This window comes from Streptomyces sp. NPDC026575 (genome assembly GCF_055567415.1).
This window is the reverse complement of sequence record NZ_JBVHQM010000014.1, coordinates 1-23704: the sequence shown is the minus strand read 5'-3', so window position 1 is coordinate 23704 and position 23704 is coordinate 1. Positions and strand designations below refer to the sequence as shown.

Below are 23704 nucleotides of genomic sequence, written 5' to 3'. Positions count from 1 at the left end.
ACGCACCGGCACTGGACTCCATACCGACTAGTCGGCATGATCGGGGCTGCGATCGACCGATGGACCGCCGACTGCGTAACGGAGGAGCACGATGAGCAAGGCCACCCCTCCCCCTCAGGCCCCGGACCGGGAGGATCCTCCCGGTCTCGACCTGGCCCGATTGCGCGCGCATCTGGACCGGGAGCGGCCGGGGCTGGCCGGCGGCCCGCTGCGTGCGCGGCTGATCGAGGGCGGGCGGTCCAATCTCACCTACCGCGTCACCGACGGCGCGGCCTCCTGGGTCGTCCGCCGGCCGCCGCTCGGCCATGTCCTGGCCACCGCGCACGACATGCGGCGCGAGCACCGGGTGATCAGCGCGCTGCACGACACTCCGGTGCCGGTGCCCGAGGCGCTGCTGCTGTGCGAGGACGAGTCGGTGCTCGGTGCGCCCTTCTATGTGATGGAGCTGGTCGAGGGCACCCCGTACCGCACGGCCGCTCAGCTCGCCGCGCTCGGCCCCGAGCGCACCCGCGCCGTGGTGCTCTCCCTGGTCGACACGCTCGTGGCGCTGCACGCCGTGGACCCCGAGGCCGCCGGGCTCGGCGACTTCGGCCGCCCCGAGGGCTTCCTGGAGCGTCAGCTGCGGCGCTGGGGCAAGCAGCTGGGCGCGTCGAAGAACCGCGACCTGCCGGGGATCGAGGAGCTGCACCAGGCGCTGGGCCGGGCGCTGCCCGCCTCCCCCGCGCCGGCCGTCGTGCACGGCGACTACCGGCTCGACAACGTGCTGGTGGGCGCCGCGAGTGAGCCGGAGGGGCGCGCCCCGGAGGCGAACGAGCCGAAGGGCGGCGCCGACAGCATCAAGGCCGTACTGGACTGGGAGATGTCCACGCTCGGCGATCCGCTGACCGACCTCGGGCTGCTGGTGATGTACAGCTCCGACCTGGGCCTGCCGGAGTCGCCGGTGAGCACCACCAGCGGCGCGCCCGGCCACCCGGCCCCCGAGGAGCTGATCGAGCGCTACGCCGCGGGCTCGGGCCGGGACACCTCCTCGATCGCCTGGTACACGGCCTTCGCCTGGTTCAAGCTCGCCGTGATCCTCGAAGGCATCCACTACCGCTTCACGCTCGGCCAGACCGTCGGCGCCGGGTTCGACCGGATCGGCGAACTCGTCCCCGTCTTCATCGACCGCGGACTCACCACCCTCAAGGAAGGCTGAGGCACCCATGGACTTCGCATTCGACGCCCGCACCGAGGAGCTGCGCGCCCGGCTCCTGGCGTTCATGGACGAGCATGTGTACCCGGCCGAGGAGACCGCCCGTGAGCAGCGGGCCGCGCTCGCCTCGCCGTGGGACACCCCCGCGATCGTCGAGGACCTCAAGGCCGAGGCCCGCCGGCAGGGGCTGTGGAACCTCTTCCTTCCGGACGCCGAGCACGGCGCCGGGCTGACCAATCTCCAGTACGCGCCGCTGGCCGAAATCACCGGCCGCAGCCCGCAGTTGGCGCCCACCGCGCTGAACTGCGCGGCGCCGGACACCGGCAACATGGAGGTGCTGGCGCAGTTCGGCGACGAGGCGCAGCGCAAGCAGTGGCTGGAGCCGCTGCTGGCCGGCGAGATCCGGTCGGCGTTCGCGATGACCGAGCCGGAGGTGGCCTCGTCGGACGCCACCAACATCGAGACGCAGATCACGCGGGACGGCGACGAGTACGTCATCAACGGCCGCAAGTGGTACATCTCCGGGGCGATGAACCCGCTGTGCCGGATCTTCATCGTGATGGGCAAGACCGACCCGGACGGCGCCGACCCGCGCCGCCAGCAGTCGATGGTCCTGGTGCCGCGCGACACCCCCGGCGTCGAGGTCAAGCGGGCCATGCAGGTCTACGGCTACGAGGACCACTGGCACGGCGGCCACGCCGAGGTGCTCTTCCACGACGTACGGGTGCCGGCCGGCAATCTGATCGGCGAGGAGGGCGGCGGCTTCGGCATCGCCCAGGCCCGGCTCGGTCCCGGCCGGATCCACCACTGCATGCGGCTGATCGGCATGGCCGAGCGCGCCATCGAGCTGATGTGCCGGCGCGCGGTCGCCCGTACGGCCTTCGGCAAGCCGCTGGCCCGGCAGGGTGTGGTGCAGGAGTGGATCGCGGACGCCCGGGTGGCGGTGGAGCAGCTGCGGCTGCTGGTGCTGAAGACCGCCTGGCTGATGGACACCGTCGGCAACAAGGGCGCGCACACCGAGATCCAGTCCATCAAGATCGCCACCCCGCGCACGGTCGTGGACATCCTCGACAAGGCGGTCCAGCTGCACGGCGCGGGCGGGGTCAGCCAGGACTTCCCGCTGGCCGAGCTGTGGGCGGGCGCGCGGACGCTGCGGCTCGCGGACGGCCCGGACGAGGTGCACCAGCGGTCGCTGGCGCGCCGTGAGCTCAAGAAGTACCTGTAGGCGACGGACAGCGCCGCACACGGCGCCGAGCCCCGCGGCGTGGGCCCGCGGGGCTCGGCGCCGTCCGTCGTCTCTCAGGGCCGCAGGGCGCGCAGCAGCAGGTCCGCCAGGTGGTCGGCGACCTGCTGCGGGCTGAGCGGGCCGTCCTCGCGGTACCACGTGCCGAGGTGGTGCACCGAGCCGAAGTGGTAGTCCACGACGAGGTCGGCGGGGATGCCGGCGGCGAACACCCCGCTGCGCTGGCCCTCCTCGATCAGGGCCCGGAAGCGCTCGTGGTAGCGCCGCCGCTCGGCGCGCACCTGCTTGTCCTTCTCCGGGCCGAGGTGGTGCATCGAGCGGAAGAAGATCTTGGTGTCGTCGAGGTTCTCGATGGTGGTGACCACGACGTCGGCGGCGGCGTCGCGCAGCCGCCGCTCCACCGGTGCGTCGGCGTCCGCGAAGTGGTCCAGGCGCTCCTGCTGGAGCCGCAGGACCCGGCCGTAGACCTCGTGCAGCAGATCGTCCTTGGAGCCGAAGTAGTGGTACAGGGCGCCCTTGGTGACGCCCGCCGCGTCGACGATCTCCTGGACGGAGGTGCGGTCATAGCCCTGCTCCGCGAAGAGCTTGGTGGCGGTGGCCAGCAGTCTCTGGGCCACCGGCTTCGCGCCGCCGTTGCCGTTGCCGTCCTTCGTGCCGGCCATCGCCCTCACCTGTCCTTCGTGCGTACGTCATGCGCGGTGGCGCAGCTCCCGTCGGAGGATCTTGCCACTCGTGGTCTTGGGAAGCTCGGCCAGGATCTCCACCTCACGGGGGTATTTGTACGCCGCGAGCCGCTCCTGGCAGTAGGCGGACAGCTCGGCGGGCTCGGGAGCCTTCCCCGGACGCAGGCTGACATACGCCTTGACCGTCTCACCGCGGTAGGGGTCGGGCACGCCGACGACCGCCGCCTCGCGCACCGCGGGGTGGCTGTAGAGCACGTCCTCGACCTCCCGCGGCCACACCTTGAAGCCGGCCGCGTTGATCATGTCCTTCTTGCGGTCGACGACGTACAGCCAGCCGTCGGTGTCCATGAAGCCGATGTCGCCGGTGCGCAGTTCGCCGTCCGGGAGGGCCTCGGCGGTGGCGTCGGGGCGGCGCCAGTAGCCGGGGACGACCTGGGGGCCGCGCACCGCGATCTCGCCCTGCTCGCCGAACGGCAGGTCCCGGCCGTCCTCGCCGATGATCCTCACGACCGTGTCGGGGCCGGGCACCCCGACGGCGAGCGTGCCGGACGCCTCGTCGACCGGCGCCCGCCTGCCCGGGGGGACGCTGGCGCAGGGCGCGGTGCACTCGGTCAGGCCGTAGCCGTTGTGGAGGTACGGGCCGAAGTCGGCGCGGAACTTCTCGACGAGGGCGGGCGGCAGCGGCGCGCCGCCGGAGGACATCGTCGTGAAGGACGCGAAGTGGTCGCGGGTGACCTCGGGGTGGGCCATCAGCGCCATGTAGGCGGTGGAGGGGCCGACCGTGTAGGCGGGGCGGTGCTCCAGGAAGGCGTCCAGGACGACGCCCGCCTCGAAGCGGTAGGCGAGCGCGAGGGTGCCGGCGCCTGCGATGCAGGCGGCCAGTTCGCAGACCATGCCGGTGATGTGGAAGAGCGGGGCGAGCGCGAAGTAGGTGGCGCCCTCGGGCAGGCTCAGGCCGGTGCGCTGGCGTTCGGCGTTGTAGGTGATGTTGCCGTGGGTGTTGGTGGCGCCCTTGGGGGTGCCGCTGGTGCCGGAGGTGTAGCAGATCAGCGCGAGGTCGTCGGCGGTGAGCTCGGGGTCGGCGGGCACCGCGCGCAGCCGGCCGGCGGCGCGGGCGGCGGTCAGCAGGTCGTCGGCCCCCTCCTGCGGCCCGAGCGGCTCGCCGCGCAGCACCCGGGCGTCGTCGCGGGTCTGCAGCTCGCGTTCGCAGGTGGTCAGCGCGATCCGTACGGACGGGGCCTCGGCCGCGGTGGCGCGCAGATAGCCGTCCCAGGTGCGGTCGGCGCACAGGACGGCGGTGGCCTCGGCGTCGTTGAGGATGTGCCGCGCCTCGGCGGACTTGTACATGGGGTTCAGGGGCACGACCACCCCGCCGGCCTTCCACACGCCGAGCACCGCGAGCACGAAGTGCGGGGTGTTCTGGAGCATGACCGCGGCCCGGTCGCCGCGCTGGAACCCGCGCCCGGCGAGGTGGGCGGCGATGCCGTCGGAGAGCGCGTCGGTCTCGGCGTAGGACAGCCGGCCGTCGAAGTAGGCGAGCGCGGTGCGGTCGGGGGCGCGGCCGACCGCGGCCCGGAAGGCGTGCAGCATCGAGGAGTGCGGCCGGACGGGGGCGCGCTGGGCGTCGGTGAGCTGTGCCAGCCACGGCTTGTCCTGGTAGGAGGTCATCGGGGTGCGGCCCTTTCTTCCTGATCGCCTGATCATCCCTGCGGGGAACACCTGGGGTGACGCGGGGTGGCGGCCCGGGCCCGGCCCGGCCCGCCGCCCCTTTCTGCGGTCTCCGGTCCGGCCTCGGTCCCTAGGGCCTGTCCGATGGGTCCTGGCCGGGCCCTAGGCGCGTCCCTCCGTCTGTTCCAGCTTCCGCTGGAGGTGGTTCATACCGCCCAGCCAGCGGTCGGGGTCGGTGGCCCGCGCGGCGTAGTAGTCCGCGACCTCGGGGTGCGGCAGCACCAGGAAGCGGCCCTGCTCCATCGCCGTGAAGAGCGCGTCGGCGACGTCAGCGGGCTCGACGGCCGTGGGGGTCAGCACCAGCTCCCCGGCGGTTCCGGTGGCGGCCAGCATGTCGGTGCGGACGCCCTGGGGGCAGATGGCGTGCACGTCGATGCCGCGGTGCCGGTAGGTCAGCGAGAGCCACTCGGCGAAGGCGTAGGCGCCGTGCTTGGTGACGCTGTACGGGGCCGCGGCGACCATCGTGAGCAGGCCGGCCGCGGAGACCGTCGACACGAAGCGCCCCCGGCCGCGCTCCAGCCACTCCGGCAGCAGCGCCTTCGCCGCCCGTACGTGGGCCATGACGTTGACGTCCCAGGCCAGCTCCCAGTCCTCCTCGGGCGCGTCCGGCCCGCCCCCGGTGCCGACCCCGGCATTGGCGCAGAAGACGTCGATCGCGCCGCCGAGCGCCTCGCGGGCGGCCGGGACGACGGCGGAGGCGTCGCCGGGGACCACAAGGGCGCCGATCTCCTCGGCGGTCTGCTTCGCCTTGGCCTCGTCCAGGTCGTTGACCACGACCCGGGCCCCCTCGGCGGCGAACCGGCGGGCCAGGGCGGCGCCGATCCCCCCGCCCGCCCCGGTCACGACGACGGCCTTGTCCCGTACGGCTTCCACTGCTGGGTCTCCCTCGGTCGCATCGGTTCGACTGACAGGCAGACTAACCAGTCGGTATGTCCTGGCGGAAGAGTCCGTCCCCATCGCCGCGGCCCGGTCCGTTCCCCCACGGCGCCCGGCGGGCTAGCGTGCACACGGCACGCACCGGTTGCTCCCCGGCTCCCCTGCTCCCCCTGCTTGGCTGAACACGGAGGTGTACGGATGGCTCTGTCGAGACGCGTTCTGCTCGGGCATCTGGCGGCGACCGGAGCGGCCGGTACGGCACTGGCCGCGGCCGCACGGGCCGCACAGCCGGCGACCGGCGGCGGGCGGCGGGTGCACACCGGCTTCGAGCGGCTGGCCGCCGACGGCTACCGCCTCCTGGACGGCCGCCGGGTCGGCATCGTCACCAACCCCACCGGCATCACCCGTACGGCCGAGCACATCGTGGACGTCCTGCACGCCGACGACCGGGTGCGGCTGACCGCCGTCTTCGGCCCCGAGCACGGGTTCCGCGGCACCGCGCAGGCGGGCGGCTCCGAGGGCCGCTACGACGATCCCGCCACCGGGCTCCCGGTCTACGACACCTACAACAAGAGCGGCAAGGAACTGGCCGCCGTCTTCACCGCCTCCGGCGTGGACACCGTCGTCTTCGACATCCAGGACGTCGGCGCGCGCTTCTACACCTACATCTGGACGCTCTACGACTGCATGATCGCGGCCGTCCTCGCCGGCAAGAGCCTCATCGTCCTCGACCGCCCGAATCCGGTCACCGGCCGCTTCGCCAGCGGCCCGGTGCTGCACAGGGCGTACGCCTCCTTCATCGGCCGCGAGCCGATCTCCCAGGCGCACGGCATGACGGTGCTGGAACTGGCGCTGCTGTTCAACGGCGAGTTCGTCCCCGCGGCCGCCGGACGGCCGGTGGAGCTTCAGACCGTGCCGATGACCGGCTGGCGGCGCGGCGACTTCTACGACGCGACGGGCCTGCCGTGGGTGCCCCCGAGCCCCAACATGCCCACCCCGGACACCGCCCTCGTCTACGCCGGCACCTGCCTGTTCGAGGGCACCAACCTCTCCGAGGGTCGCGGCACCACCCGCCCCTTCGAGCTGCTGGGCGCCGACGGCGTCGACCGCCGCTGGGCCGCGGCCGCCAACGCACTCGACCTGCCCGGCGTGCACTTCAGGGAGACCTACTTCGCGCCCACCTTCTCCAAGTTCCAGGGCAGGACGATCGGCGGAGTCCAGCTCCATGTGCACGACCGGGAGGCGTACGACCCGGTGCGCACCGGTATCGCGCTGCTGGTGACCGCCAAGCGGGTCTGGGACGGCTTCGCCTGGCGCCCCGACAACGGCATCGACCGGCTGACCGGATCGTCGACGGTACGCAAGATGATCGACGCGGGCGCGGAGCCGGACGAGATCGTCGCCGCCTGGCAGGCGGATCTCGCCGAATTCCGCGCCGTACGCGCCCGCTATCTCCGCTACCCGTCACCTCACTGACCGGGGCGGCGCACGGCGGCGGGAACGCCCCGCACGGCCCGTCCGATCGACCGGCCCGTAGAAGCTGAAGCTCATGAACGCCCCATGTCCGCCCTCGGCCGCCGCGGAGAAGAAGGCGACGAGCCCTTGGTTTACAGCCTGTTCGGCCCCTTGCTCGAACCGTGCCGGCGAGTGTTCCACAGGGCACTGACAACGGGCCGTGGCCGCCGGCGCGCTGCACCGGAGGCCGCCCGTCTCACGTACCGGGACGGCGCGTTCGGGTATTGACTGCCCGGTACACCGACCAGGAAAGTGCGCTGGTGAACAATGACGCGACAGAGGTACGGAAGACGGCGGACGGTGCGTGTGACGGGGGCGAGAGTCTGCGGCGGGTGGCCGTGGCCTCGTTCATCGGGACGGCCATCGAGTTCTACGACTTCTACATCTACGGGACGGCCGCCGCGCTCGTCCTCAACCAGGCGTTCTTTCCGACCCTCTCGCCGGTCAACGCCACCCTGGCGGCGTTCTCCACCTACGCGGTGGCGTTCGCCGCGCGGCCGATCGGGTCGGTGGTCTTCGGCCACTTCGGCGACCGGGTGGGCCGCAAGTCCGTGCTGGTCGCCTCGCTGCTGCTGATGGGGCTGTCCACGGCGCTGGTCGGGCTGCTGCCGGGCTACGGCACCTTGGGGCTCTGGGCGCCGCTGCTGCTGATCGCGCTGCGCTTCCTGCAGGGCATCGGCCTGGGCGGCGAGTGGGGCGGGGCCGCGCTGCTCGCGGTCGAGCATGCGCCGCGCGGACGCCGCGGGCTCTACGCCGCCTTCCCGCAGCTCGGCCCGTCCGTCGGATTCCTCGCGGCGACCGGGGTGTTCTGGCTGCTGTCGTCCGTGCTGGACGACGCGGCGTTCCGCTCGTGGGGCTGGCGGGTGCCGTTCCTGCTGTCGTTCCTGCTGGTCGGCGTCGGGTTGTTCGTACGGCTGAAGATCAGCGAGACGCCGGTGTTCGCGAAGGTGAGGGACGCCCAGGAGGCCAGCAGGGTCCCCGCGGTCGATGTGCTGCGCCGGCATCCGCGCGAACTGCTGCTGGGCGCGGGCGGCATGATCGTCGCCTACGGGCTCTTCTACACCGCGACGACCTACTGCCTGTCCTACGCGACCGGCGAGCTGGGCGTCTCCCGCAACACCATGCTGGGGCTCTCGCTGATCGCCTGCCTCTTCCTGGCCGCCGGCACCTGGCTCGCCGCCACCCGCTCCGACCGCGCCGGCCGCCGCAGGCTGGTCCTGGCGGGCAGCGGCCTGGCCGTGCTGTGGGGCCTGGTGCTCTTCCCGCTGCTGGACACCCGGCAGCCGGCGCTGATCGCGCTCGGCCTCGGCGGCGCGCTGTTCTGCATGGGCGTGGTGTACGGCCCGATGGGCGCGTATCTACCGGAGCTGTTCGGTACGGCGGTGCGGTACTCGGGCGCCTCGCTGGCCTACAACCTGGGCGGGGTGCTGGGCGGGGCGGTGGCGCCGCTGGCCGCCACCCGGCTCCAGTCGGCGTTCGGCTCCGCGTCGGTGGGCTGGTACGTGAGCGCCATGGCGGTCGTCTCGCTGCTGTGCGTCCTGGCGCTGCCGGAGACCCGGGAGCGGGAACTGGCCTGAGGGCCCGGCGCCGCGCCCCGCGGTCGGGTGCCGGCGGACCGGGGCGCGGGCCTCACGAGCTGAGCCACCACCGGCCGCTCTCCCTCGACAGCGCGTCCCACAGGAGGTTGAGGGGGTGGCCGGGCGGATACGACGCCCGCTCCCCGCGCCGGGTGAAGACGCCGACCAGCACCTCGGTCAGGGGCTCCGTCTCCCCGACGATCTCCAGGGTGCGCAGCCCGCCGGCCTCCGGGAGGCGACCGTCCGCGGCCGCCTCCCCGATGCCCCGGGTGACCAGCATCGCCCCGCTGACGACCCCGGAGCGCAGCAGCTCGAAGCCGTAGTGCGCGGCCTCGATCTCGGCCGCGACGGACAGCCGCTGGCGGTAGTCGGGGCCGTACCACGCGGTCAGGAAGCGGCCGATGAGGCCGCGCGCGGAGATCACCAGGGGCAGCCGGGGCAGCTCGCTCGCGCCGAGGGAGGTGCCGGGCAGCCGCTCCGGCGGCAGGTTCGTCAGCAGCGACAGGCCGCTGCGGCGCCACTCCATGACCTCGTACGGGGCCAGCAGTTCGGCCTCCGCGCCTTCGGTGACCACGACGCTGCCGCAGACCAGGTCGAGTTCCTTGGAGCGCAGTTTGGTGAAGAGGTCGCCGGTGCGGACGTGTGTGACCTTGAGGTCGACGCCGTCGCGTTCGTAGTCCTCGCGGACCCGCTCCACCGCGTCCAGCAGGAAGCCGAGGGTGTAGCGGGTGGTGCCGACGGAGAGCGTCCTGCCGAGCCGGCGGCGGGCGTCGCGTACGCCGTCCGACCATTCGCCGAGGGTGCGCCGCGCCAGGTCGACCAGCGCCTCGCCGGTCGCGGTGAACAGGGCGTCCCTCCCCCGCCCCTGTTTGAGCACCAGCTCCTCGCCGCACAGTGCGGCGAAGGTGCGGTTCATGGTGTCCAGTTGCTTCTGCACGCTGGACTGCCCGCGGCCCAGCCGGCGCGCGGCGCCCAGCGCGGTACCCGTCTCATGGACGACGATCAGTGTGCGCAGCTGGTCCATGGTGGTGTCCAGCAGCTCCGGCGGGTACTGCTTGGGACCTGACACGGTCATGCGCGCCCAACTCGCTTTCCCTCCCCGGAGATCAGGACTGTGCAGCATACCCGCGCACACATGCGAAGGCCCCGGGGTCCCGCCCCGGGGCCTTCACCCGCCGGAAACCGTGTCCGGTACCCGTCTACCGGTGTCCGGTACCCGTCTGACGGTGTGCCGGGAACTCCACGACCTGCTGATAGGTCGGCCGGTTCTGCCAGCTGATGGTGTCGTGGGTCAGACCGCCCACCGCGCGGTGGATGATGGCGTCCGCGCACCACTGGTCACCGGCCTTGCAGCTCGCGTCGCCCGGATAGACCTGCTCGGCCGTCTTGCCGCTCGCCTGCCCAAGGGTCGCCAGCAGGGTGTCACGGCAGGCGGACAGCTCGCCGCCGCCGCAGTAGCGCCGGGCGAGCGGGCCCTGGACCTTGTCGCCGAGCACCGAGCGCAGGTCCTTGTCCGCGTAGCTCCACCAGCCGTACTGGAACGCCGATCCTGCGTGCGCCCCGGTCGGGCCGTGGCCGGCCGACGGCGACTCGTCGATCGCCAGGTTGGCGCCCAGCGCGCCGTACAGGTCGCCGCCCAGCCCCGGCTTGAAGACGGACTCGATCATCAGCGGCCACCAGGCGTCCATCAACCGGACCGCGTCGGGGTGGGTGTAGGTGTGCGAGCCGGCGGCGGTCTCCCGGCGCTGGGCGCCGTCCTTGGCCCATGCCTGGAGCTGCTGGACCGCGGTCCTCAGCCGGGGGTCGGTGACCGGCTTGCTGCCCAGCACCCGCAGGAGTTCGGGCAGTACGTCCTCACCGCGCAGGTCGGTGACGGCGGCCTCGGACATCGCCCGGGTCAGCGAGGCCCGGGTCACCCCGCCCTCCTTGGTCAGCGCGCGCACCCGGTCGTCCAGCAGGTTGCCGCGGTGCACCGAGCCGTTGCCGAAGCCGGCCGAGTCGTAGTCCTTTGCCTGCTTGTTGTTCCAGGAGATGTAGTAGTCCTGGTTGACGGACTGCGGGTGCTGGGCGGGCGGGGTGTAGTCGGTGGTGTTGGTGGCGGGGTCGTAGCCCTGCCACTCATAGGCGTCGTCCGCCGTGATGGGCAGCGACGGGTCGACGGCGGGGTTGCGGACCGGGTTGAGGCCGCTGTTGTAGTACGCGGTGTCGCGGGAGTCGGCGTAGAACCAGTTGAAGGCGTAGCCGATGTGCTGGGCGGCCTTCTGGAAGGACCGGGCGTCGCGTACCGCGGAGGGGTCGTTGAGCATCTGGAAGCCGATGATCGAGTCGGCCTCGTGGCGGTAGGTGGAGCGCTGCGCGGTGTAGGCGACGGGCTTGCCGCGGACGGTGGCGCGGTGGGTGACGGTCCCGTACTTGGTCCGGAAGACCTGCATCCGGTACGAGCCGGCCGCCGTCGGGTCGGCGATGGTGGGCTTCCAGGAGTTGGTGTGCTCCAGCTTCTCCATGGGGACGCAGGAGCCGCGGTAGCGGTAGGACGTGGAGTCCTTGGTGGCCGGCGAGCCGTCGGCGTTGCACAGCTCGACCGCGTAGGTGTCGGTGATGTCCTGGCCGGCGGAGGTGGCGCTCCAGGCGTAGTCCTGGCCGCGGCCGAGCTGGACGTACATCCCGACGCCCGCGAAGGAGGCGCCGCGGGCGCTGATGCCGGGCCCCTGGATCTCCTGGAGCATCAGCAGCTGGGGCGCGAAGTAGCCGGTCTGCGGGCCGAAGACGGCGACCGGGTGCCCGCTGGCGGTGTGCTTGCCGGAGACCAGCAGGGCGTTGGACATCCCGCGGCGCTGGTTGGGGTTGAAGCTGCCCTTGGGCAGCACCCCGTCCTTGAACAGGCCCTCCAGCTTGCGGAACTTCTTCGGGGCCGCGACCGGGTCCCGGGGCGGGGTACCGCTCTTGGTGGTCGCAGCGCCGGTGCGGTCGAAGACCAGCGGCTCGGGGGTGACCGAGCCGCGGTCCGGCAGCGCCGTGCCCTTGGCCTCGGCCGGCTTGACGGCGAACGGGAAGCTGCTGCCGTCGTGCAGGGTCTTGGCCGCCTCGGGGTCGTTGCGCTCCCGGAAGGACTCCCAGACCTCGGTGCCCTTCTCGGCGCCGTACTTCTGCTGGGCGGCCAGCAGGGACAGCGCGTTGGTGACCTCGCCGCCCCCGCCGTTGCCGAAGAGGCCGCCGACCACGGAGGCCAGCGCTATCAGGTCGGTGAGCTTGAAGGGCGCGATCTCACCGGCGTTGGTGATCGCGTCGATATGCCCGGTGAGCACGTACTCGCCGGGGAAGTAGCGGCCGTTCTTGGACTGCTCGCGGTAGGCGTTGATGCCGTCCACGTACGCCTGGGCGTCGGCCATCGCCTGCTTGCCGCGCTCGCCGTTGTGGTCCTTGATGTAGTCGACCTGCTGCTGGAGGTCCTTCTCGGTGTACGGCGCCTGCGGCCAGAACTGCTGCTCCAGGCCCTGGTTGGCGAGCGCGCCGCCGGCGAAGGAGGTCAGCTCGCCGCGGCCGATGTGGCGGAAGAGGTCCATCAGCCAGAGCCGGTCCTGGCCCGCGGCGAATCCGGCGCCGAATTCGGTGCCGTAGCGGGTGGTGCCCTTGATGTGCGGGACGCCGGTCTTCTTGTCGCGGGTGATGGTGACGTCGTCGCGGGGCGCGGTGACCTTGCCGACCTGGCCGTCGGGGACGCCGAAGGAGGCGTCGTTGAAGAACTGGGTGAGGGTGTCGTCGGTGAGCGACTGGTAGCCGCTCGCCAGCGCGCCGTACGGGGCGAGTTGGTCGGTGGAGTGCTCGGGGTGGGTGCCGAACAGCTTGTTGCCGAGGATCTCCACCAGGGTGGCGTTGCCGGTGGCGCCGGGCGGCAGGATGTCGGCGCACTGGCCTTCGCAGTAGTCGTGGGCATCGCTCGGCGCGGCGGCCGCGGTGGGGGGTGGTGCCAAGACCGTGGCACCCAAGGCGAACAGGGCCGCCGCGGCGGCGGTCCTGAGCCTTCCGGTACGTCGTCGCATCCCTGCTCCTCGATGGGGGTCCCCCCTGCTCCTCACGAACTCGGGGGAGGGTGGGCGGGACGTTACCGGCGGTTATCCCTGGCGGGAAGATGAACAACAGTCATCTTTTCCTCTTCCCCACACGCAACGGCCGCCACCGGCGTGACATCTCACGGCAACACCGGCGAACCGCACGAAAGTTCGATGGATCCAGGCGGCGGCCGGCTACGTCCCATCCCCGTCCAGTCGGGTCCTCCCCCCGGAGGTGGGATGAAATGGCCGGTTTCAGAGCCCTCGCAGAACAGGTCCGCAATCCACGACTCGTCGCAGCTCAGCGGCGCACCGCCCTGCGCAAGTGCCTTGAACGCTTCGCCCCTTACGGACACCGGGCGACCTGGCACCATCTGTGCACCCGGGCCGGTATCGCGACCCAGGACCGCGATCCGGACCCGGAGCGGCTGGTCGCCGCGCTGACCGAGCTGGAGGAGGCCCGCGCCCTCTGGCTCACGTACGAGGAGGAGTTCGCCGCCCGGCGCCGCAAGGAGAAGCACGACGGCATCCGGCAGCCCAGCGCGATCGACGACTGGCACCGGCGGACCTGGGGCGGCTGCGACATCGTGCCGTGCGAGTCCCCGCAGCGGCACCCGGCGGCCCGGCTCGCGGTGGTGCTGCGCCGCATGATCGTGGCGATGGAGACCGGGCGGCCGCGCCGGGACTGCCCGGTGTGCGGCGGCACGCGCTTCGCCTGGCTCCCGGAGACCGCCGACGCCCCGGCGCCCGGGCCGGCCTGCCGGCAGTGCGGGGTGCTGGCCCCGGTGTCGGTGCTGACCCGTGAGGCGCTGACCTCGGCGGGCCGGGCCCATGGCGCGGGGGCGTTCGCCGCGGCCTGAGCCCGTCGGCCGCCGCTGCTTGCCGCCGCCTGCCGCCGCAGGAGCGGTCCGGCACCGCGGCCGGAGTCGTTGTCGGCCCCCGGTGCCATCATCGAAGGCATGTTGCAGGTATGTCTCAACGGACCGCGGACCGCGGCCGATTCGGGCGCGGTGCCGATGTCTCCGGCGGCGCTCGCCGAGGCGGCGCGGCAGGCGGTGGCGGCCGGCGCCGAGGACGTCCATGTCCACCCCAAGACCCCGTGCGGCCGTGACTCCCTCTCGCCGCGCGTGGTCGGCCCCGCCCTGGAGGCCGTCCGGGCGGCGGTGGACGTCCCGGTGGGCGTGACGACCGGCGCCTGGACCGAGCCGGATCTCCCCCACCGCCGGGTGGACCGGATCAGATCCTGGAGGTGCCCCATGGCATCGAGGACACCCTCCTGATGCCCGACGGCACCCCGGCCGACGGCAACGCCGCATTGGTGCGCGCCGCGGCGACTTCGGCGTGCGGCCTTCCCGGAGGGTGACCGGCGAGGTACGTTCCGCCGCATGAACGCGCCCGCCCGTTCCCGCACCGTCGCCCCTCCGGGGTGGAGCCGGTGGCTCGTCCCGCCCGCCGCCCTGTCCATCCATCTCGCCATCGGACAGACCTACGCCTGGAGCGTGTTCAAACCGCCCCTGGAGTCCGCCCTCCAGCTGTCGGGGACGGCCTCCGCGCTCCCCTTCCAGCTGGCCATCGTGATGCTCGGGCTCTCCGCCGCGTTCGGGGGCACCCTCGTCGAACGCAACGGCCCGCGCTGGGCGATGTCCGTCTCGGCCCTCTGCTTCTGCAGCGGCTTACTCGTGGCCGCCCTCGGCGCCGCCACCGGCCGGTACTGGCTGATCGTCCTCGGATACGGCGCCATCGGCGGCGTCGGCCTGGGCATCGGCTATATCTCCCCCGTCTCCACCCTCATCAAGTGGTTCCCCGACCGCCCCGGGATGGCCACCGGCATCGCCATCATGGGCTTCGGCGGCGGCGCGCTGATCGCCTCGCCCTGGACCACCCACCTGCTCGCCGCCCTGGGTTCGGACACCTCCGGGATCGCCCGGACCCTCCTGGTCATGGGCCTGGCCTACGCGGTTTTCATGTCCCTGGGCGTGCTGCTGGTGCGGGTCCCCGCCGACGACCGGGAGCCGCCGGGCCGACCGGCCGCGGGCGCCTCGACGGCCCGGCCACTGGTCACCACCGCCCGGGTCTCGGCCCGCGGCGCGCTGCGCACCCCGCAGTTCTGGTGTCTGTGGGTGGTCCTCTGCATGAACGTCACCGCGGGCATCGGCATCCTGGAGAAGGCCGCCCCGATGGTCTCCGACTTCTTCGCCCGCACCGCGGCACCGGTGAGCGCGTCGGCCGCGGCCGGTTTCGTGGGCCTGCTCTCGCTGGCCAACATGCTCGGCCGGATCGTCTGGTCCTCCGCGTCCGACCTGGCCGGCCGCAAGAACGCCTACCGTCTCTACCTCGGCGTCGGCGCCCTGATGTATCTGCTGATCGCGCTGGCCGGCGATGCTTCCAAGCCGTTGTTCATCGTCTGCGCGGCGGTGATCCTGTCGTTCTACGGCGGCGGGTTCGCCACCCTCCCGGCGTATGTGAAGGACCTGTTCGGCACGTATCAGGTGGGTGCGATCCACGGCCGGCTGCTGACGGCCTGGTCCACCGCGGGCGTGCTCGGCCCGCTGATCGTCAACGCCGTCGCCGACAGCCGGAAGGCCGCCGGCCGCAGCGGCCCGGACCTGTACTCCACCTCTTTCTTCATCATGATCGGGCTGCTGGCCGTGGGCTTCGCCGCCAACGAGCTGGTCCGGCCCGTGCACCCCCGCCACCGCCAACCACCCGCGTCCGACGAGCGGTCGGCCGCCGGCCGCCGTGCCGCGACCGGGTCCGCGCCCGCCGATGTGAAGGGAGCCGAGCAGTGACCGCCCGCCGCGCCCTCCTCCTCGCCCTGGTCTGGTTGTGGGTGGCCGTCCCCTTCCTGTACGGCCTTTACGAACTCACCCTCAAGCTGAAACAACTGTTCACGGGCTGATCACCCGCACCGGCAGCGCACCCGGCGCGGGCACCGGCCCCCGCGCCCGTACGGCACCAGGGCCGCGCGGGCACCCGTAGGAGGGAGACGTCCATGGCCGAGCTACACGATCTGTCCGCGCTCGAACAGGCCGAGGGGATCCGGTCCGGGGAGCTCTCCCCCGTGGAGCTGACCGAGCACTACCTCGCGCGGATCGATCGGCTCGACGACACACTGGGCGCCTTCATCACCCGTACCCCCGAGATCGCCCGCAAGCAGGCCGCGGAGGCCGAGAGCGAGGCCGCCGCGGCCCGCCGCGAGGGCCGCGAACTGCCGCCGCTGCACGGCGTACCGGTCCCCATGAAGGACCTCCACCAGGTCGCCGGGGTGCGCTGCACGATGGGCTCGCAGGCGCTGGCCGAGAACGTGCCGGCGGTCGACGACCACGTCACCGGCAAGCTGCGGGCGGGCGGCACCATCCTGCTCGGCAAGACCAACACCCCCGAATTCGGGCTGCCCTGCTACACCGAGAACGGCTTCGCCCCGCCCGCCCGCACCCCCTGGGACCTGACGCGCTCGGCCGGCGGCTCCAGCGGCGGCGCGGCCGCGGCGGTCGCCGGCGGCCTGGCCCCCGTCGCGCACGCCAGCGACGGCGGCGGCTCGATCCGCATCCCGGCGTCGGTCTGCGGGCTGTACGGCATCAAGCCCAGCCGCGGCCGGATCAGCAGCGGTCCGCTGATGCACGACATCACGGGACTTGCGACCTCCGGCCCGCTGGCCCGTACGGTCGCCGACGCGGCCACCCTGCTGGACGTCATGGCGGGCACGATGCCCGGCGACCCGTACGCGGCGCCGTCGCTGCCGCCCGGCGAGACCTTCGCCTCGTACGCCCTGCGCGATCCCGGCCGGCTGCGGATCGCCTGCCTGACCGGGGCGCCCATCCCGGGCGTCGAGATCCACCCCGACTGCCGCACGGCCGCCGACGACACCGCCGCGCTGCTGACCGGCCTCGGCCACGAGGTCGAGCAGCTCTCGCTGCCGTCGGACGACTCGATCCGCGAGGCGTTCACCCGTGTCTGGTCCGTGATGGCCGCGAACCAGCCGGTCCCGCCGGAGGGCGAGGAGCTGCTGATGCCGCTCACCCGCTATCTGCGCGAGCGCGGCGGGCAGGTCTCCGGGACGGAGTTCGCGCGCTCGATGTACGCCTTCCGCATGCTCGCCCAGTCCCTCGCCGACGGCCTGATGCCGCCGGGCACCGGCTACGACGTGATCCTCTCGCCGACCCTGGCGACGCCCCCGGTGGCCGTCGGCGCACTGCGCAACGACGACGATCCGCAGGCCGAGTTCGCCGCCCTCGGCGGCTTCACCCCGTTCACCGCGCTCTGCAACGCCACCGGCCAGCCCGCGGTCAACGTCCCGCTGCACTGGAACTCCGAGGGGCTGCCGATCGGTGTGATGTTCGCCGGCCGGTACGGCGACGAGGCGACGCTGATCGCGCTGTCCGCACAGCTGGAGCAGGCCCGCCCGTGGGCGGCCCGCAAGCCGGCCCTGTGGTGAGTGCGGGCCCGACGACCGCCCGCGCTCAGCCCTGCGCGCCCTGCGGGCCGCACGGCGACGGCACGGCCTCCTGACGCGGCAAGCCGTCCTCGGGTCCGGACGGCGCGGGCTCCGGGTCCTTGGCGCGGCGGTCGACCCGCAGCCGCCGGGCGCCGGGCCCCTGTTCGCCGAGGTTGTCGTAGGGGTTGGACAGCGCGCACTTCTCCAGCGAGAGGCAGCCGCAGCCGATGCAGTCGGTCAGCCGGTCGCGCAGCTCGACGAGTTGGCTGATCCGCTCGTCCAGCTCGGAGCGCCACACCTGGGAGAGCCGGGCCCAGTCGTCGCGGTTGGGGGTGCGCTCGTCCGGCAGCTCCGCCAGCGCGTCCCGGATCACCGCGAGCGGGATCCCGACCCGCTGCGCCGCCCGTACGAAGGCGACCCGGCGCAGCGCGTCCCGGGAGTAGCGGCGCTGGTTGCCCGCCGTCCGGGTGCTGCTGATCAGCCCCTTGGACTCGTAGAAGTGCAGCGCGGACACCGCGGCGCCGCTGCGCGCGGAGAGCTGGCCGACGGAGAGCTCATGAACCTTGAACGGAAGCTGGGGCACTTCTCCAGCCTAGGGCCTGTCCGATGGGTCAGGGTCGGAAAGACCGCGGCGTCTGGTGCGGTGCATCGCAAGGCGCCGGAGCGTCTCGATAGCGGAGCTATCGGGATGATTCGGCAACGCCGCGAGGTGCCGTGCCAGAAGCCGCGGGCCCGGCCAGGATCCATCGGACAGGCCCTAAGGGCTGGCCCGTAGCCGCGGCTCTTCCGCAAGCGTTGACAGCGGGTATCCGCACCCGCATGCTGAGCAAGCGCTTAGTAAGTGCTTGCTCAGCGTCGGCCCGGTGTGCGACGGCGGCACCCGGTGCACGGCGGCGTAGGTGGATCCAAGGAGGCAGACGGAGATGGCAGAGCCCCGAGTGTTTGCGTCGCTCGACGAGCTGCGGGCCGCGGTCGGCGAGGAACTGGGCACCAGCGACTGGCTGGAGATCGACCAGAAGCGGATCGACCTCTTCGCGGACGCCACCGGCGACCACCAGTGGATCCATGTGGACCAGGAGCGGGCCGCGGCGGGCCCGTTCGGCACCCCCATCGCGCACGGCTATCTGACGCTGTCGCTGCTGCCCGCCTTCGTGCCGCAGCTGATGCGGGTCGACAACGTGAAGATGGGGATCAACTACGGCACGAACAAGGTGCGCTTCCCGGCCACGGTGCCGGTCGGCTCGCGGCTGCGCGCCACCGCGAAGATCGCCGACGTCGCCGAGGTCACGGGCGGTGTGCAGCTCACCACGGTGGTGACGATCGAGCGCGAGGGCGGCGACAAGCCGGTGTGCGTCGCGGAGTCGGTCAGCCGTTTCTACCTGTAGCGGGGCCCGCCGGGTCGGCGCCCACCATCCGCAGCACGAGGTCGGCGTAGAGCGCGCCGACCTCGTCGGGGGTGCGCCGGCCGTCCGCCGAGAACCAGCGGGCGACGTCCACGCACAGCGACAGCACCGCCAGGGTGGTGCCCGGTACGTCGTCGGCCCGGAACTCCCCGCTGTCCGCGCCGTCCTGGATGATCTGCCGCAGCAGATGGTCCGTCCGGCGGCGCAGACCGGCGATCTCGGTGTAGTGCTCGGGGCTCAGCGCCTGGAGTTCGTACTGGATGACCCGGGCGGTGGTGTGGTGCTCGGCGTGCCAGCGGGCGAAGGTCCGCACCGCGTCGCGCAGCCGCTCGGTGGCGCCGCCCTCGGCCTCGGCGGCGGCGCCCATGATGCGCAGGGCCTTTTCGTGGCCGATGCCGCTGATGCGGTAGAGCAGCTCTTCCTTGGTCTTGTAGTGGATGTAGAGGGCCGCCGGGCTCATACCGGCCCGGCCGGCGATGTCGCGGGTGGTGGTGGCGTGGTAGCCGCGCTCGGCGAACGCCTCGACGGCGGCGCCGACCAGCCGCCGCGCTGCGTCCGGGGTCACCCCGGCCCACTCCTGGTTCTCCTCCGCAGCCTGCTCCGCCGCCGCACCCATCGCCGCACCCCGCTCCTCGATCCGCCAGGGACGTTCCTTGGACGGATCGAACACCATACCGCGCTACTGAGCAAGCGCTTAGGGCCTGTCCGGTGGCGGGACCGGACAGGCCCGAGGGCCGCGGCGCGCGGCCCGGCGCCCGCACGAGGGGGTCAGAACGCCGAGACCCCCGTCAGCGCACGGCCGATGACCAGCTTCTGTATCTGGCTGGTGCCCTCGTAGAGGGTCATCACCCGGGCGTCGCGCAGCAGCTTGCCGACCGGGTACTCGTCGATATAGCCATAGCCCCCGAAGACCTGGAGCGCATTGTTGGCGGCGCGCACCGCGGCCTCGGAGGCGAACAGCTTGGCCTGGGAGGCGGCGGTGGCGAACGGCTCACCGCGCTCGATGAGATCGGCCACCCGCCAGGTCAGCAGCCGCGCGGCCTCCACATCCACCGCGATATCGCTGATCAGCTCCTGCACCAGCTGATGCCGGGCGATCGGCTTGCCGAACTGCTCGCGCCGGCCCGCGTAGCCGATCGCGGCGTCCAGTGCGGCCTGGGCGATGCCCACACAGCCGGCGGCGACCGACATCCGCCCCTTGGCCAGCGCGGACATCGCCACCGAGAAGCCCTTGCCCTCGGGGCCCAGCATCGCGGCGGCCGGAACCCGTACGCCGTCCAGCACCAGCTCCGCGGTGGCCTGGCCGCGCAGCCCCAGCTTCCCGTGGATCTCACGGCGCGTCAGGCCGGGGCTGTCGGTCGGCACGAGGAAGGCGCTGATGCCCCGATGGCCCGGGGCGTCGCCGGTGCGGGCGAAGAGCAGCACCACATCGGCCCAGGTGCCGTTGGTGATGAACATCTTGGCGCCGTCGACGATGTAGTCGTCCCCGTCCCGGACCGCCCGGGTGGCGAGTTGCGCCGCGTCGGAGCCGGTGCCCGGCTCGGTCAGGCCGAAGCAGCCGACCGCCTCGCCCGAGGTCAGCCGCGGCAGCCACTCCCGCTTGTGCCGCTCCTCGCCCCAGGAGGCGATGGTCTTGGCCACCAGGCCGAGCGAGACGGAGACGATGCCGCGCACCGCGGAGTCGCCGCGGCCCAGCTCCTCGGTCACCAGGACGTAGGAGAGGTGGTCGCCGCCGGAACCGCCGTACTCCTCCGGAACGGTGAGTCCGAGGAAGCCGAGGTCGCCGAGCTTTTCGACGATGCCGCGGTCGACCTTCTCCGCGCGGTCCCAGGCGGCGGCGTGCGGCGCGACCTCGCGGTCGACGAAGTCCCGGGCGAGCCGCCGCACCGCGGCCTGCTCCGCGCTGAGCTCCAGATCCATCCGGCCCCCTCCTGACCATGAGCAGTGCCGCGCGCCCTCGTCGCACGCCGTTAATTAGCACTGCTAGTTTTCGCTGGGCGCCTCTACTATGTGCGCCATGGCCCGACCCCGCAAGCCCCTGCTGAGCCGCGAGCGCATCGTCTCCACGGCGCTTGCGCTGATCGACTCCGAAGGGCTGCCGGCGCTGTCGACCCGGCGGCTGGCGGCGGAGCTGGGCGTGAGCGGGCCGTCCCTGTACAACCACTTCACGACCAAGGACGAGATCCTCGACGCGGTCGCCGACACGGTCATCGCCAAGGTCGATGTGTCGACATTCGAGAAGAGCACGGACTGGCGCGCCGGGCTGCTGGACTGGGCCCGCTCCTACCGCGCGGCGCTCGCCGCCCATCCGCACATCGTGCCGTTCCTGGCCCAGGGGCCGGGCCGGCGCCCGGCCGGACTGAAGATGGCCGACGCGGCGTTCGGCGGCATGGTCGAGGCGGGCTGGCCGCCCGCACAGGCCACCCGGGTCTGCGCGATGGTCCGCTACTTCGTGGCGGGCTCCGCCCTGGGCTCGTTCGCCCGCGGCTTCGTGGACGACCCGAGCGCGTACGACCCCGCCGACTATCCGCACCTGGGCCAGGCGCATCTGCTCGCGGAGCATCAGCGCCAGGTGGACGAGGGCGCGTTCGAGACCGGTCTGCGCGCCCTGGTGGACGGCCTGGCGCTGCAGCACCCCGAGACGGCACCGCCGCCGGGCCCCACGCGCTCATGAGCACCGGTCGCCGGCTGTAAAGTGCACCAGCCTCTGACGGGCAGGGGCGCGGTGCGGGAAGCAGGAGGCGGCGTGCGCCAGTGGGGCACGGCCATCAACGGCCCCTTTCAGACGCCTTACGGACGGTTCGTCATCGAGGTGCTGCGCGGACAGGCGCAGGTCGACTTCCTGCCGAACGCGCTGACCGGCGCGGTGTTCTCGATCGGCCTGTTCGCGGCGGGCTGGGGCTACGGGCTCTACGGGCTGATCGGCACGGCCGTCGGTACCGCCACCGCCCGCTTCCTGGGCGTGGACCGGGACCGGATCACCGCGGGCCTCGAAGGGTTCAACGCCTGCCTGGTGGCGGTCGGCTGCGCGGTGTTCCTCGGCGCCGACCGCCCCTCCACCGCCCTGCTCGCCCTGGCCGGCAGCGCGGTGGTCACCGTACTGACCGGTGCCGCCGCCCGGATACTGGCCACCTGGGACCTGCCGGCCTTCACCCTGCCCTTCTGCCTGACGGCCAGCGCGCTGACCATCGCCGCGCCGGGATTCCAGCGGGTCTGGCACCAGGACGCGGGTCCGGCCGCGCTGCCCCGCCCGGCCGTCGGGCCCGCCGCCCTCACCTTCTCCGACCTCTGGCACGCCTTCTTCGCCAACGTCGGGCAGATCTTCTTCATGCCGCAGTGGTACGTCGGCCTGATCTTCCTGGCCGGCATCTTCGTCGCCTGCCGGCGGGCGGGCGCACTGGCCTGTGTCGGCAGCGCCGTCGGCATCGGCACCGCATGGGCCCTGGGCGCCCCCGCCGAGCAGGTGGCCGAGGGCGCGCTGGGCTACAACGCCGTGCTGGTCGCGATGGCGCTGTGCGGGGTCTTCCTCGTCGCGGACGGCTGGAGCCTGGCGTACGCGGTGGCCGGCGCCGGCGCCGCGACGGTGCTCACCCCGGCACTGGCCGCCGTCTTCGCACCGTCCGGCGGCCACGCCTTCACCTGGCCGTTCGTCCTGGTCTCGCTGGCCTTCCTGACCGCGGCACCGGCCTTCCCCCGGCTGCGCAGGGCGGAGAGGAGGGCCGCGGCGGCGGACCCGGCGGGGGAATGAGCCGGCGCCGGGTGCCGCCGCCCGGTCGGTCGTCCGGTCGGTCGTCCGGCCTCCGCTAGAAGACCACCAGCGCCCGTCCGCCCTTGCCGGCCAGCATCGCCTCGAAGGCGGCCGGGATGCCGTCGAGGCCGATCCGGTCGGTGACCAGGCCGGAGAGGTCCAGGGCACCGGAGCGGACATGCGCGGCGATGACGGGGAGGTCGCGGGCGGGGTCGCTGTTGCCGTAGACGCAGCCGGAGAGGGTCCGGCCGAAGTAGAAGATCTCCAGGGCGGAGAAGGTCACCTGCTGGTCCTGACCGCCGATGCCGACGACCGTCGTCCGGCCGCCGCGCCGGGTGGAGGTCCAGGCCGTCCGGATGGTGTCGGCGCGGCCCACGCACTCGATGGCGACATCGGCGCCCACGCCCCCGGTGAGCCTGCGGATCCGCTTGGCGCCCTCCTTCTCGAAGAACGCGGCGCCGTCGGCCACCACGAACTCGGTGGCACCGGCCGAGCGGGCCAGCTCCTCCTTGTCCGGGGAGACGTCCACGGCCACGATCGGGCCCGCCCCGGCGATCCGTGCCGCCTGCAGCGTGGCCAGCCCCACCCCGCCGACGCCGAAGACCACCACCGACTCCCCCGCGCGCACCCGCGCGCTGTGGTGCACCGCGCCCCAGCCGGTGAGCACCGCGCAGCCGAGCAGCGCGGCGTCGGCGAGCGGCACCCCGGCCGGCAGCGGCAGCGCGGCGTGCGCGGGCACCACGGTCTCCTCGGCGAAGGCGGCGGTGCCCAGGCCCGGGTAGAGCTCGGTGGCGTCGGCGGCGAGTCGGGCGTACGGGGCGTTCGCGGCGAGGCCGGAGTGGGCGCACAGCCAGGGCTCGGCGAGCCCGCAGAAGTGGCAGTCCCCGCAGGACGGCGCCCAGTTGAGGACGACCGGATCGCCGGCAGCCACCGTGGTCACGCCGGGGCCGACCGCGGTGACGGTGCCCGCTCCCTCGTGGCCGAGGACGGCCGGGGCGGGCTGGCGCAGGGTGCCGTTGGACAGCGAGAGGTCGGAGTGGCAGACGCCGGCGGCGGCGAGTCGGATACGGACCTGCCCGGGGCCGGGCTCGGGCAGGTCGATCTCGGTCACCTGGAGCGGGGCGTTGACGGCGGGCAGTACGGCGGCGCGGACCACAAGGACTCCTCGGTGCGCGGGGCGGCGGGCGGGACGGGCGGGCCTCGTGGCGGGGGACGCTGTGGCCCCCGCCGCCCGGCAGGATCAGAACTGCAGCGA

At 72.9% G+C, this 23704-nt stretch carries 21 protein-coding genes; 12 read left to right on the top strand and 9 right to left on the bottom strand.

What is annotated here, in order from left to right; all coding sequences use genetic code 11:
- Nucleotides 1–91 precede the first annotated feature (91 nt).
- A complete protein-coding gene (locus tag ACZ4NB_RS20360; RefSeq protein WP_467663381.1) occupies nucleotides 92–1195 on the top strand; it encodes a phosphotransferase family protein in 1104 nt (367 codons plus the stop codon).
- 7 nt (nucleotides 1196–1202) lie between these two features.
- Nucleotides 1203–2417: an acyl-CoA dehydrogenase family protein gene (locus tag ACZ4NB_RS20355; RefSeq protein ID WP_467663380.1), complete on the top strand. Its 1215-nt coding sequence runs from the start codon at nucleotides 1203–1205 to the stop codon at nucleotides 2415–2417.
- A 74-nt stretch (nucleotides 2418–2491) separates the two neighbouring features.
- On the opposite strand, the gene ACZ4NB_RS20350 is transcribed toward ACZ4NB_RS20355, so the two are convergent.
- The 3 genes from ACZ4NB_RS20350 to ACZ4NB_RS20340 all read right to left on the bottom strand — a co-directional run bounded on the left by ACZ4NB_RS20350 (nucleotide 2492) and on the right by ACZ4NB_RS20340 (nucleotide 5719).
- Nucleotides 2492–3097, bottom strand: coding sequence for a TetR/AcrR family transcriptional regulator (locus ACZ4NB_RS20350; RefSeq protein ID WP_467663378.1), 606 nt, complete (start codon nucleotides 3095–3097; stop codon nucleotides 2492–2494).
- A gap of 27 nt (nucleotides 3098–3124) precedes the next feature.
- A complete protein-coding gene (locus tag ACZ4NB_RS20345; protein WP_467663376.1) occupies nucleotides 3125–4786 on the bottom strand; it encodes an AMP-binding protein in 1662 nt (553 codons plus the stop codon).
- A gap of 162 nt (nucleotides 4787–4948) precedes the next feature.
- Nucleotides 4949–5719 carry an SDR family oxidoreductase gene (locus ACZ4NB_RS20340; protein WP_467663374.1) on the bottom strand — a complete coding sequence of 257 codons (771 nt, stop codon included), beginning with the start codon at nucleotides 5717–5719 and terminating at the stop codon, nucleotides 4949–4951.
- A gap of 201 nt (nucleotides 5720–5920) precedes the next feature.
- On the opposite strand from ACZ4NB_RS20340, the gene ACZ4NB_RS20335 reads away from it, so the two are divergent.
- Nucleotides 5921–7198, top strand: coding sequence for an exo-beta-N-acetylmuramidase NamZ family protein (locus tag ACZ4NB_RS20335; RefSeq protein WP_467663372.1), 1278 nt, complete (start codon nucleotides 5921–5923; stop codon nucleotides 7196–7198).
- 299 nt (nucleotides 7199–7497) lie between these two features.
- The gene (locus ACZ4NB_RS20330; RefSeq protein ID WP_467663371.1) at nucleotides 7498–8814 is read left to right on the top strand and encodes an MFS transporter; all 1317 of its coding nucleotides are present in this window, start codon (nucleotides 7498–7500) and stop codon (nucleotides 8812–8814) included.
- A gap of 52 nt (nucleotides 8815–8866) precedes the next feature.
- On the opposite strand, the gene ACZ4NB_RS20325 is transcribed toward ACZ4NB_RS20330, so the two are convergent.
- Nucleotides 8867–9889, bottom strand: coding sequence for a LysR family transcriptional regulator (locus tag ACZ4NB_RS20325; RefSeq protein ID WP_467663369.1), 1023 nt, complete (start codon nucleotides 9887–9889; stop codon nucleotides 8867–8869).
- A gap of 124 nt (nucleotides 9890–10013) precedes the next feature.
- On the bottom strand, nucleotides 10014–12854 hold the full coding sequence (locus ACZ4NB_RS20320) for a penicillin acylase family protein (protein WP_467663367.1): 2841 nt from the start codon (nucleotides 12852–12854) through the stop codon (nucleotides 10014–10016).
- 254 nt (nucleotides 12855–13108) lie between these two features.
- On the opposite strand from ACZ4NB_RS20320, the gene ACZ4NB_RS20315 reads away from it, so the two are divergent.
- From ACZ4NB_RS20315 to ACZ4NB_RS20295, 5 genes are all read left to right on the top strand, one after another.
- Nucleotides 13109–13723 carry a hypothetical protein gene (locus ACZ4NB_RS20315; RefSeq protein WP_467663365.1) on the top strand — a complete coding sequence of 205 codons (615 nt, stop codon included), beginning with the start codon at nucleotides 13109–13111 and terminating at the stop codon, nucleotides 13721–13723.
- Nucleotides 13724–13822: 99 nt separating this feature from the next.
- Nucleotides 13823–14143 (top strand): 3-keto-5-aminohexanoate cleavage protein, encoded by a 321-nt coding sequence (locus tag ACZ4NB_RS20310; RefSeq protein WP_467663363.1) that lies wholly within the window; start codon nucleotides 13823–13825, stop codon nucleotides 14141–14143.
- A gap of 105 nt (nucleotides 14144–14248) precedes the next feature.
- Nucleotides 14249–15652 (top strand): OFA family MFS transporter, encoded by a 1404-nt coding sequence (locus ACZ4NB_RS20305; RefSeq protein ID WP_467663361.1) that lies wholly within the window; start codon nucleotides 14249–14251, stop codon nucleotides 15650–15652.
- Entirely contained in the window at nucleotides 15649–15762 is a 114-nt protein-coding gene (locus ACZ4NB_RS20300) for an MFS transporter small subunit (protein ID WP_467663359.1), read from the top strand. Before ACZ4NB_RS20305 ends, ACZ4NB_RS20300 begins: the two co-directional genes overlap by 4 nt.
- A gap of 93 nt (nucleotides 15763–15855) precedes the next feature.
- Nucleotides 15856–17298 carry an amidase gene (locus ACZ4NB_RS20295; protein WP_467663357.1) on the top strand — a complete coding sequence of 481 codons (1443 nt, stop codon included), beginning with the start codon at nucleotides 15856–15858 and terminating at the stop codon, nucleotides 17296–17298.
- 25 nt (nucleotides 17299–17323) lie between these two features.
- Here ACZ4NB_RS20295 and soxR read toward each other — a convergent pair whose 3' ends face one another.
- Complete coding sequence (gene soxR, locus ACZ4NB_RS20290) at nucleotides 17324–17881, bottom strand: redox-sensitive transcriptional activator SoxR (protein ID WP_467663355.1); 558 nt, start codon at nucleotides 17879–17881, stop codon at nucleotides 17324–17326.
- 340 nt (nucleotides 17882–18221) lie between these two features.
- On the opposite strand from soxR, the gene ACZ4NB_RS20285 reads away from it, so the two are divergent.
- The gene (locus ACZ4NB_RS20285) at nucleotides 18222–18683 is read left to right on the top strand and encodes a MaoC family dehydratase (protein WP_467663353.1); all 462 of its coding nucleotides are present in this window, start codon (nucleotides 18222–18224) and stop codon (nucleotides 18681–18683) included.
- Here the strand turns inward: ACZ4NB_RS20285 and ACZ4NB_RS20280 are convergent.
- Both ACZ4NB_RS20280 and ACZ4NB_RS20275 read right to left on the bottom strand, forming a co-directional pair.
- The gene (locus ACZ4NB_RS20280) at nucleotides 18664–19317 is read right to left on the bottom strand and encodes a TetR/AcrR family transcriptional regulator (RefSeq protein WP_467663672.1); all 654 of its coding nucleotides are present in this window, start codon (nucleotides 19315–19317) and stop codon (nucleotides 18664–18666) included. The genes ACZ4NB_RS20285 and ACZ4NB_RS20280 overlap by 20 nt on opposite strands.
- 152 nt (nucleotides 19318–19469) lie before the next feature.
- A complete protein-coding gene (locus ACZ4NB_RS20275; protein WP_467663351.1) occupies nucleotides 19470–20621 on the bottom strand; it encodes an acyl-CoA dehydrogenase family protein in 1152 nt (383 codons plus the stop codon).
- Between the two features lie 97 nt (nucleotides 20622–20718).
- Here ACZ4NB_RS20275 and ACZ4NB_RS20270 point away from each other — a divergent pair, with 97 nt between their 5' ends.
- The gene (locus ACZ4NB_RS20270; protein ID WP_467663349.1) at nucleotides 20719–21375 is read left to right on the top strand and encodes a TetR/AcrR family transcriptional regulator; all 657 of its coding nucleotides are present in this window, start codon (nucleotides 20719–20721) and stop codon (nucleotides 21373–21375) included.
- Between the two features lie 72 nt (nucleotides 21376–21447).
- Nucleotides 21448–22449, top strand: a complete 1002-nt coding sequence (locus tag ACZ4NB_RS20265; RefSeq protein WP_467663347.1) for an urea transporter — start codon at nucleotides 21448–21450, stop codon at nucleotides 22447–22449.
- Between the two features lie 55 nt (nucleotides 22450–22504).
- On the opposite strand, the gene ACZ4NB_RS20260 is transcribed toward ACZ4NB_RS20265, so the two are convergent.
- Nucleotides 22505–23605, bottom strand: a complete 1101-nt coding sequence (locus ACZ4NB_RS20260) for a zinc-binding dehydrogenase (RefSeq protein WP_467663345.1) — start codon at nucleotides 23603–23605, stop codon at nucleotides 22505–22507.
- Nucleotides 23606–23704: the final 99 nt, after the last annotated feature.

Coding starts and splice junctions, on each gene's coding strand:
- ACZ4NB_RS20310 (WP_467663363.1), top strand. CDS start 13,823: ATGTTGCAGGTATGTCTCAACGGACCGCGGACCGCGGCCGATTCGGGC.
- ACZ4NB_RS20315 (WP_467663365.1), top strand. CDS start 13,109: ATGGCCGGTTTCAGAGCCCTCGCAGAACAGGTCCGCAATCCACGACTC.
- ACZ4NB_RS20305 (WP_467663361.1), top strand. CDS start 14,249: ATGAACGCGCCCGCCCGTTCCCGCACCGTCGCCCCTCCGGGGTGGAGC.
- ACZ4NB_RS20320 (WP_467663367.1), bottom strand. CDS start 12,854: ATGCGACGACGTACCGGAAGGCTCAGGACCGCCGCCGCGGCGGCCCTG.
- ACZ4NB_RS20355 (WP_467663380.1), top strand. CDS start 1,203: ATGGACTTCGCATTCGACGCCCGCACCGAGGAGCTGCGCGCCCGGCTC.
- ACZ4NB_RS20270 (WP_467663349.1), top strand. CDS start 20,719: ATGGCCCGACCCCGCAAGCCCCTGCTGAGCCGCGAGCGCATCGTCTCC.
- ACZ4NB_RS20360 (WP_467663381.1), top strand. CDS start 92: ATGAGCAAGGCCACCCCTCCCCCTCAGGCCCCGGACCGGGAGGATCCT.
- ACZ4NB_RS20325 (WP_467663369.1), bottom strand. CDS start 9,889: ATGACCGTGTCAGGTCCCAAGCAGTACCCGCCGGAGCTGCTGGACACC.
- ACZ4NB_RS20275 (WP_467663351.1), bottom strand. CDS start 20,621: ATGGATCTGGAGCTCAGCGCGGAGCAGGCCGCGGTGCGGCGGCTCGCC.
- ACZ4NB_RS20350 (WP_467663378.1), bottom strand. CDS start 3,097: ATGGCCGGCACGAAGGACGGCAACGGCAACGGCGGCGCGAAGCCGGTG.
- ACZ4NB_RS20335 (WP_467663372.1), top strand. CDS start 5,921: ATGGCTCTGTCGAGACGCGTTCTGCTCGGGCATCTGGCGGCGACCGGA.
- ACZ4NB_RS20345 (WP_467663376.1), bottom strand. CDS start 4,786: ATGACCTCCTACCAGGACAAGCCGTGGCTGGCACAGCTCACCGACGCC.
- ACZ4NB_RS20280 (WP_467663672.1), bottom strand. CDS start 19,317: ATGGGTGCGGCGGCGGAGCAGGCTGCGGAGGAGAACCAGGAGTGGGCC.
- ACZ4NB_RS20285 (WP_467663353.1), top strand. CDS start 18,222: ATGGCAGAGCCCCGAGTGTTTGCGTCGCTCGACGAGCTGCGGGCCGCG.
- ACZ4NB_RS20295 (WP_467663357.1), top strand. CDS start 15,856: ATGGCCGAGCTACACGATCTGTCCGCGCTCGAACAGGCCGAGGGGATC.